An 8,467-nucleotide genomic window follows, 5' to 3' on the forward strand; every position below is an offset into this window, starting at 1 on the left:
GCAAGGTCAGCGTGGAGCGTGCGTACTACATCGGCTCGCAGGGCATCGACTCGGCCAAGACGCTGGCCAAGGCAGCACGCGGCCACTGGGGCGTGGAGAACCAACTGCACTGGGTGCTCGATGTGGTGTTTCGCGAGGACGAATGCCGCATCCGCAAGGGGCATGCGGCGCGCAACTTCTCGGCGCTGCGCAAGTTTGCGCTGTCGCTGCTGCGCCAGGACACCCGCTACCCCAAGCGCAGCCTGCACAGCCGACGTCAAACCGCCGACCGCAACGCCGACTACCGTGCGGCACTGCTGGGGCTACGGCCTCGGGGGTAAATGCGATTGCCCTGAATGTCCACCGTAGCGCCGCCCACCTTGCGCTTGTCGCCCGTTATCGAAAACGGCGTGTAATCCACGTCGGTGGCAAACAAGTTGAAGTGCGTGATGTGGCCCATCAACGGGCTGCTGACTTCCAACAGAAACAGGTTCTTTTTGGCGAAGCGGTGTTCGCGCATTTGCTGGTACAGGTCGCGTGCCTTTTCAGGGCTGATGCCACCAAACAAGGGGGTGGGCGTGCCCCAGTATTTGGCTTGCGACGCTATGCCGCTGGCACCGGGCAGGTACTTGTTCAACAGGCCAGAATCGAACAGCCGCATACCCGCTGCCGAAAAATCCCCGTTCATCAAATCGCCTATCACGCCCCCGCCCAAATTGAGCGCCCGTTGTGCGTTGGGGGGAATGTGCTTGTTCACCAGTTTGGCCGCTGCTTTCGTGGCCATGTTCGCACCGATGCCAGTGACCACATTGGCCAGAATGCTGCCACCCATCGCATTGGCCGCGCTGCTGGCCAGTCCGTTGATACCGCTGCTGATACCGCCGTTGATCGCGCCCATGATGCTGCTGCCACCACCACCAGACGACGACAACAGCCCGGCTTGCTGGGTCTTGATGTTGTTGTAAAGACTCACAGCCCGCCACCCATGCCCATGCCACCATCCGGCGGGGGTGCATCCACAATGCCAGCAAACAGCTGCGCTTGCGGTTCGTCCAGCATCATGTTCTTGGTCAGGTAGTCCACCATCATTTCCTTGGTGGCCCCCATGTCCTTCATCAACTGCATGGCCTGCACCAGCAACAGGCCCGAATTCATGCTGTCGGTGCGCGTCTTTTGCTTCTCGTTTTCAAGGGCGGAAATGGAGCCAAAGAAGTTGATGTTCCACGGCCTGTCCGTTGCGTTGAACACCACCCCGTAACGGCGCATCGTGTGAATGTCGATCACCTGGTTGAAGAAGTCCGCCAGCGCCACACGGATGATGCGGGCACGTTCTGCCGCTTGCGCCGATACCCGGAAAAACCCGCCGTCACCCAGCCCGCCCGACAACTGATCGGCAAACCCCAGCATGGACAAATCCACCCCGATGGCCCCAGCCAACAGCCGCGCGTGCAACATCACATCGTCAATCGTGATCGAACTGGCCCGCCCCGACTGCGAAGGCCCGCCCACGTTGACCAACTGCTTCTCGTTGAACACGGGCAAGATGTGGCGAATACGCTCCATGATGGGCCGCCCGTTCTTGACGGCATCCTCGGCCAGTGCCTTCGACTTTTTGAGCATGGCCACCATGTTGTCCATGAAAAAGCCGCGCTGCTCCTTCGTCATGCTTTCCATGTTGACCGACCACACGGATTCATCAATCGAGTCCATCCACCGCTGCCCCACCAGCCCCGTAAGCGCCGCCATCAGGTTGTCGTAGGCTTCCTCGGCGTTGTAAAGCAGCGATCCGCCCGCCATTGATGGCATAACGGGCAGTGCGTCAACATCGTCTTCGGTCAGTGCCAGCCGCAACGCCTTTTCCACCACACCATGCTGGGGCACCCATTGCGTGCGCGGCATCTTCAGGCGTGCCAGTTGCGACACGTCCAGGCGCTCGAAATTGCGCTCACCCACGTACACCGCATAGCCCACCGTGCGACTGCCACGCTCAAAAGGCTGCACCAGCTGCGGGCGCACCATTTCGTCGGTGTAGAGGTCAACCACGCCACGGGCATCCATGTAGATGCGGGCGTAGGAATCGCCAAACGCGGCCCCGGCATAGGCCATCTGAAACGCCACCCGGTCAAAGATTGGCCCCAAATCGGCGGCAATTTCGTCGGCCACCGCTCCCAGCCGCTTGTCTTTCGTGGCGACTGGGGTCTTTTCAATGAAAACCAGTTGCCCCGTGGTTTCGTGCCCACCCAGCGCGGCAGTAACCAGCAAGCCGATGGCTGTCGAACAGATTGCGTCCGACTCCATCGTGGCCCATTTGGCGTAAATCTCCTGGCGCGACCGCGCTGCACGCTTGCCCGTGCCCAGCAACGCTGCCACCGTCGTGACACCCGCCCCGTACAGAAACGTGTCGCTCTCCCGAATTTCCTGTGCCGGGCGCACAAAAGACGATGCCCACCGTTTGGCGGTCAATCCGAAGCGGGAAAATGCGCCTTGCGCCGGGGGTTTGGTGTCGGTTTTTTGGGGAGTTGGCATAGCGGCACAGTCATAGACGGTGCCACTATGTTAGGAAGCGCAGGGCTTCAATTCGGTCAGATTTTCCGCCTTAGGAGGATGTTGAGGTGCAATGCCTCCTGCAAATTTTTTTTGTTTAAAAGTGACATTGCTATTTTTATAGATGATAATGATCTACGAAAAATTTACACCCACAGGAGAAAGTATGCAACGTAGATCAAGTAAGTTTTCAGTAAAAATCGCACTTACACTGGCATCTTTGATTCCAGTGTTGTCAGCTTTTGCTCAAGAAGGCTCGCCTGCACTTCTGTCAAGAGAGAAAATATCTGAAATTAGTGGTGATGTTTTCGGCAGTTACAATACTGGAAATGTCAACAAAATGCTATTTGATGAAAATAAATGCTGGAAAAAGGTATCTCTTGCCAAGAATGCTGAGGGCGGAAAGTTACTCGTGGCTGAGTGCTCTGTTTCCGCAATTGCCGGTGCCTTGATCGAGGGGGCGTACGCGCGGCAGCAGTTGAGAGGCAGCCACCCGTTCTACACAGGAGAAGCTGCACGGGAGCGCATTATGAAAAACTCTGGCCTGAGTGAATCCGAGACGCAAGACATCATGGAAAGTACGATTCGCCCCCATATCAGTTCAATAATGCTTGGCTTGCAAGGCGCGGGCATGAGGTAGATAGACGCTGCTAGAACACAACGTCAAGGTTGAATTTGTGCTACATTCCACCCCGTCGAAAGACACGGGTTTGACGACCCGGAATAGACTGGGCGCAGCAACCGCTGGCCGTTTTGCGTCTTAGCGGTTTTTTTATGTCCTCATGCTGCGTGAGGCGCGCATGGTTGCGACCACAGTTTTCTGAGGCGGGCCGTGTTGGGGCACCTGCAAAGGTGCGCCGGTTCCTAGTCCCGGTTCGTCAACCCGACACGGCCTGTCACCAATGTTTGACGACGTTGGCGGCAGGTTTTGAAACTTGTTGATTAGGAAGCCATCATGGCCGTCAAAACCCAAACCACATCCCTGGCTCACGCCTTCACGTTAGGCGACATTGCCGTACGCCAACTGGGCGATCTTTACTACCTGAACGATCTGCGCAAAGCAGCGGGCAGCGAAGACAAGCACCAGCCCGCGTTCTTCATGCGCCGCGATGAAACGCAAGATCTTGCCAAGGAAATATGTTCTGCGGATTCGCAGATCAAAGCTTTTGAGACTGTTCGCGGTCGTGGAAAGCTCCAAGGCACCTACGTTTGCCGTGAGCTGGTGATTGCCTACGCCGCATGGATCAGTGCAGCCTTTCACCTCAAGGTCATCCGCGTGTTTCTGGATGCAGTATCGCCGAAGTCCATCCCCTACACCGTCCAACCCGGAGACAAGCTCAACGCCAAACAGCAGGCCACCTTGCGCGAACTGCTGGAGACCAACGCCAAACGCCTGCCGCCTGAAAAGCAAGGCCCGGCCATCATGCGCGGTTGGAGCAAGCTCAAAGCCCACTTCAAAGTCGGCTACCGCGACATCCCTGCCGAACAGTTCACCGACGCGGTGTCGCTGCTCTCGCGCCACGTGGCCGAACTGGAAGTGGTCGAGCCGGTATTCCCCAGCATCAACGCCGCCCAACTGCTGCTGGAGGGCCAAAGTGAGTGCTCCTTGCCCAACGACGTACACACCATGATCGACCGGCGCGCTGCTGAAATCACGGTGGATGCCCACATGCTCATCCGCGAACACCTGCAACGCCGCGTGTCCTTCCGCGTCAATCACTACCCCGACACCAGCCGCGAACAAGTGGCCGACGTGCTCAAAGAGGCCGAACTTGGCAACTGCCTCACGCACGCCTACCACAGCGAAGTCCGGCGCGTCCTGTCGATGTTGGGCTGTGCGGCACAAATGGCCGCCAGTTCGGTGCAACGCCTGCAAGCCGAAATGAACGCCTTGCGCCCTGAGCCGCCTACCCTGATGGTGTAAGCCGAATCCGCCCCCGGCGTGCAACCGGGGGTTTCAACACCCAGCCCGCCACCGTGCGGGCTTTTTTCTCGATTCCAACGTAAAATCACAGGCCCTCTTGGAGAACAACATGCTCAACCAACAACGGCTTTTCTCCCGCGAAATGATCCGCCAAGTCAACCAGAACATGATCGACCGTAAGCCTTTGGACATGTCCGGCTTGCCTGTCAATGTTGCACACAGCATCAAGACGGCAAAGTTCTCTCGCGATGAGATCAACCGTGCCTTTGCCGAGGCACGCCGCCGGGTTGCCGCTTGATGGCCAACGATCCCAGCTACAACTGGATTTACAAAGCACTCGTCAACGACCCCAACGATGTTCATGGGGCCGTGGCCTACGTTCTCTACAAAAACGAGAAAATTGCTTACATCGAGCATTTCTGTAAAGAAAAAGGCCATCACCCCGACAACAACGACTTGGCAGAGTTTCATCGCATGACCAACCTGCCTGGCAGGCTCGAAAGCTACCGTGAACAGGCAGACCGTCTGCTGGAGGAGTTTTTGGAAGCCATGCTGGCAGCTCGTGTGCAGGCAGCGCAAGATGCCTTCAAGCAAAGCCATGTTTCAACATTGATTCATGACACCGAGGCGGATATTCGCAGTCATATTCAGTCCTCAGAATCGGTGATCAAAGCCGAAGTCAGCAAGGTGCATCGCGCCCTTGATGGCAACAAAGGCATGGCAGGCTTGTTCAAAGACTTGGGCATCAACCTTTTGGTCAATGTGCTGACGGTAGTGTTGATTGGCCTTGCGGTGGTTGGTTCGACCCACCTGGATGATGTCCTGTCGAATCTCAAGAACTCGATAAGCCCCGCCAAACAGGAAATATCATTGTCAACTGACGCGGAATCGACAAAAAATTGAAATTAGAAAAAACCGATTAAACCATGAAAAAATCATTTGCCATCCTGATGTTGCTTGCATCATTCAACGCCTTATCAGCAACACCTCAGTGCTCCTCAGAGGCTGTGACCCAAGCCAAGAAACTTCTCTCATTTCACGCCGATGGCGACGATCGTGCCGAAGTTGCATCAAGGGTCAAGCAATTGCCTTCTTTAGCCAATCCTGCAAACAAGGCACAAAAGCTAACAGTTCTGGAGGTTATGGGTTTCGTGTACAAGGGAGAGTACCGCATGAGATTCATCTACCATCCAATAGGAAAAGATTGTATTTTGATTGGTCAAGAAATCCTTGAATTATCCGATCTGTAATTCAGGTGTTGTAGCTGATTATGAGAAAATCCCGCCCATTGGCGGGATTTTGCTTATTGCCGCCCAAAAATCGAATCAAGCAACGCGGTGTTCTTTGATGCCTTCTCGAAAACCTGCGCCTGCCTCAATATATTTGGCTTGATTTTTGAATCAAGCGTGGACGGCATTGTGCCGACCTGCGTACACCTGTTCACAGACGAACACCCCCCCTACCGCTGTTCAGCAGTTGCGGCGGCTGCCTTCACTACGGCCCGCATGGCCTTTCCCAACCGTTCGCCCATCCTCTTTCCAGCCTTGGTGATGGCGTACTTTTTCAAGTTCTTGCTGTTGGCCAAGTACCTGTCAAGGCTGATAAGCCAGACGTTGGACTCCCCGATGTCAGTGCCGAGCTTCAGAAATGCACCATATTTCTTGAGCGTCGCCTCGCTGGCACCTCCTGGCCCTTGCTGTAGACTGAACAACTGCACAAAACGCTTGCCATTTTCTTCCATCACATAAACGTCTTGCACAGCTTCGCCAATTTCAGTTAAACTTTGATTGCCCTCGGTGCCAAGGCTAGCTGTGTCATCCTTGGCCTCAAAGTTGCCAATGTCCGTCCTAGTGACAACGCCAAGGGCTTTATCTTCAAATGCGGTCAGTAGCCATTTTTTGGATTGACCTTCCCACTGTAGCCTTACGATGGCGGTTCCGCGTTCATCAACAAGTCGGATTCTGTTTCCGCCGGATTGGGCTGGGTCTTTTCTTAGGCGACTCAGAAATCCTTGTAAATCCTGAAGCACTTCTGGATGCTTCACGATTAATTTGGCCAAGCCAAAACCGTCCTTTCCACCTTCTGGGGCACGACCCCACACCAAATCAATGTCACCGATTTCAGGGTGATGCAATGCTGCTACCGCTTCGCCATCTTGTAACTTCGTCAGTGCCTCAATTGCCTCCTGTGCGTTGTGGTGATATTGGGTGAGAATGGGGCCAAACGGGCCAACATCTGGCGTTTTATCTTCCTTGTCCCTCATGTTATCCAGATGCGACAACATGGCCCGCATGATCGTCAGCTTTTCCTGCACCGTAGTTGCCAGCTTCAAATCGCGGCGCATATCCAATAACCGCACACCACCCACGCTGTCCAAATTCATGCCCATGCCGCTGGCATCGTCCATCACGGCGTAACCATCGCCTTCATCGTCGTCGTTGTTGCGGTAGGGGGAGCGCCCCGATAGCAAATCGTCCCACGGCTCCAAAATCGTCACCATGCTGCCCTTCGGCTGGCAGAAATGGTAGAAGTCGTACGGCTCCAGATTTTGCGGTGTCAGGCTAATGCCATTGGTGCCGGTGCGTCCATCAATCACAGATTTCAGGTGCTCAACGGCGCTGGCAGGCCCATCAAAAACCACCCCGCCATCCTCTGGGAAGTCCACTTCCACGATGCCAAACAGGGTAATTGCGGTGTAGGTGTCGGTTCTGAATTTCACGGTAAGGCTGTGTGTTTTGGGTTGCTGCCATTAGACGGCAAAGGCGGGGCAGGATGGGGGCTTTTTTCCGGTCAAAGCCCCAGCGCCATGCGCAGTTTTTTCTCATCTTCCAGTTGCCACTGGTATGGAAGGATGCCATTTACCGCAAAATACCCCAGCGCAGTGCGCACCATGTCCATGCTGGTGTATTCCTTTTTTTGGAAAAATCCGCCCAGTACCTTCGGTGCCAACACAAAGCCTGCAATTTGACGATTGGTCTTCGGGTTTGTGATCTTGCCAGAAAATACAACCATGCCGTCGCTTTGTCCAATCTGGGTTAGCTTGTACCTTTTGAAATACTCGAATTCAATATCGTCTTCAGTCCACGACATATCCGTGTCGTTGTCAATCGGGCTTGCCTTGTCGGCCAACATGGCCTGCAATTCCGCCACAGTGTTCTTTTTGGCCCCGTTGATTTCCATGCTGGTTTCCAGTAATCGGCCAGACAACTCTTTGTGTGCCACCGCCAGCGCACCCATAGGGCGTTTGAGCATACCCATCACAAATTCCAGCGTTTCCGGGTCTTTTGCCAAACGGCGGGCCAGCAACAACGGGTTCGATAGCGACTCCACCCCCATGCTGAAAACCTCGGTCACGCCATCGCGGTAAATCTTGCCCACGTACTCCGAAAAAAAGGAGTCCTTGTAAGCCACTTCGCTGCTGTGGTAGCCCTTGTCGCCCGTCAGGCTGCGCAAGGTGTACGCCTTGCCATCCACCGACCGGCGCTCAATAAGCTGCCCTGCTGCTTGTTTCATGGCCGGGTCGGCTTCCAAGTGGTGCGCCAGCTCGTGCCACAACACGCGCTTATCGAAGGCGGTGCCGATGTTGATGGCCCCCACCTGCCCATGATCCTCAATCCCCGTGGCGTTGGCCCGCTTGTCGCCTTTGGAGTCGACCTTGACCGCGTTCAATCGCCCGCCCGTGATGCGGTAGAAGTCGGCCATGTCCTGCAACACCTGCTCCACCGGGTAGCCCAGCTTTTTGAACCGGGCACGCGCCTGGGGCGTGATGCTTTGCGACTTGGCCCAGTCGCTGGCCTGCTGCTCGGTGATGTTGGACGCGGCCATCATCTCGCCAATAACCCGCTGCCCCACCTCACTCAGCGGCGCTTCCAACTTGTCCCTAGCCCGGATATTTCACCGCAGTCCACCCCGTCGTCTCTTTTGTCACTTTGATGCCTGAAGAGGGGTCGCTACGGGTCATTGCCGTGAGCCAAAGGCACGCACCCGCGCGCATCGGCCCTGTCAGGACGCAGCGACCCC

General features: G+C 55.7%; 10 protein-coding genes. 6 read left to right on the top strand and 4 right to left on the bottom strand.

The window, feature by feature from the left end; translation table 11 throughout:
• On the top strand, positions 1–320 hold a 320-nt coding region (locus tag CON76_RS12280; protein WP_145995457.1), incomplete at its 5' end, for an ISAs1 family transposase.
• Here CON76_RS12280 and CON76_RS12285 read toward each other — a convergent pair.
• Together CON76_RS12285 and CON76_RS12290 are read right to left on the bottom strand one after the other, a co-directional pair.
• A complete protein-coding gene (locus tag CON76_RS12285) occupies positions 281–952 on the bottom strand; it encodes a hypothetical protein (RefSeq protein WP_101103722.1) in 672 nt (223 codons plus the stop codon). The genes CON76_RS12280 and CON76_RS12285 overlap by 40 nt on opposite strands.
• Positions 949–2,505, bottom strand: a complete 1,557-nt coding sequence (locus CON76_RS12290; protein WP_145995458.1) for a hypothetical protein — start codon at positions 2,503–2,505, stop codon at positions 949–951. Before CON76_RS12290 ends, CON76_RS12285 begins: the two co-directional genes overlap by 4 nt.
• Positions 2,506–2,653: 148 nt before the next feature.
• Between CON76_RS12290 and CON76_RS12960 the strand changes: the two genes are divergently transcribed.
• The 5 genes from CON76_RS12960 to CON76_RS12315 all read left to right on the top strand — a co-directional run bounded on the left by CON76_RS12960 (position 2,654) and on the right by CON76_RS12315 (position 5,697).
• Positions 2,654–3,163 (top strand): hypothetical protein, encoded by a 510-nt coding sequence (locus CON76_RS12960; protein ID WP_145995459.1) that lies wholly within the window; start codon positions 2,654–2,656, stop codon positions 3,161–3,163.
• Between the two features lie 315 nt (positions 3,164–3,478).
• Positions 3,479–4,447 carry a KilA-N domain-containing protein gene (locus tag CON76_RS13885; protein WP_101103728.1) on the top strand — a complete coding sequence of 323 codons (969 nt, stop codon included), beginning with the start codon at positions 3,479–3,481 and terminating at the stop codon, positions 4,445–4,447.
• Positions 4,448–4,556: 109 nt separating this feature from the next.
• Positions 4,557–4,745, top strand: coding sequence for a hypothetical protein (locus CON76_RS12305; protein ID WP_101103738.1), 189 nt, complete (start codon positions 4,557–4,559; stop codon positions 4,743–4,745).
• Entirely contained in the window at positions 4,745–5,350 is a 606-nt protein-coding gene (locus CON76_RS12310; RefSeq protein ID WP_101103730.1) for a hypothetical protein, read from the top strand. Before CON76_RS12305 ends, CON76_RS12310 begins: the two co-directional genes overlap by 1 nt.
• A gap of 23 nt (positions 5,351–5,373) precedes the next feature.
• Positions 5,374–5,697 (top strand): hypothetical protein, encoded by a 324-nt coding sequence (locus tag CON76_RS12315; RefSeq protein WP_101103732.1) that lies wholly within the window; start codon positions 5,374–5,376, stop codon positions 5,695–5,697.
• 209 nt (positions 5,698–5,906) lie between these two features.
• On the opposite strand, the gene CON76_RS12320 is transcribed toward CON76_RS12315, so the two are convergent.
• Complete coding sequence (locus CON76_RS12320; protein WP_101103734.1) at positions 5,907–7,166, bottom strand: putative barnase/colicin E5 family endoribonuclease; 1,260 nt, start codon at positions 7,164–7,166, stop codon at positions 5,907–5,909.
• 71 nt (positions 7,167–7,237) lie between these two features.
• Positions 7,238–8,149 (bottom strand): hypothetical protein, encoded by a 912-nt coding sequence (locus CON76_RS12325; protein WP_145995460.1) that lies wholly within the window; start codon positions 8,147–8,149, stop codon positions 7,238–7,240.
• Positions 8,150–8,467: the final 318 nt, after the last annotated feature.

Origin of the sequence: Macromonas bipunctata (assembly GCF_002837135.1) — a bacterium.
GTDB classification, from domain to species: Bacteria; Pseudomonadota; Gammaproteobacteria; order Burkholderiales; family Burkholderiaceae_C; genus Macromonas_A; species Macromonas_A bipunctata.

What these genes read in the sequence shown, in the direction of transcription:
- CON76_RS12290 (WP_145995458.1), bottom strand. Translation starts at nt 2,505, where the DNA reads ATGCCAACTCCCCAAAAAACCGACACCAAACCCCCGGCGCAAGGCGCA.
- CON76_RS12325 (WP_145995460.1), bottom strand. Translation starts at nt 8,149, where the DNA reads ATGGCCGACTTCTACCGCATCACGGGCGGGCGATTGAACGCGGTCAAG.
- CON76_RS12960 (WP_145995459.1), top strand. Translation starts at nt 2,654, where the DNA reads ATGATCTACGAAAAATTTACACCCACAGGAGAAAGTATGCAACGTAGA.
- CON76_RS13885 (WP_101103728.1), top strand. Translation starts at nt 3,479, where the DNA reads ATGGCCGTCAAAACCCAAACCACATCCCTGGCTCACGCCTTCACGTTA.
- CON76_RS12310 (WP_101103730.1), top strand. Translation starts at nt 4,745, where the DNA reads ATGGCCAACGATCCCAGCTACAACTGGATTTACAAAGCACTCGTCAAC.
- CON76_RS12315 (WP_101103732.1), top strand. Translation starts at nt 5,374, where the DNA reads ATGAAAAAATCATTTGCCATCCTGATGTTGCTTGCATCATTCAACGCC.
- CON76_RS12305 (WP_101103738.1), top strand. Translation starts at nt 4,557, where the DNA reads ATGCTCAACCAACAACGGCTTTTCTCCCGCGAAATGATCCGCCAAGTC.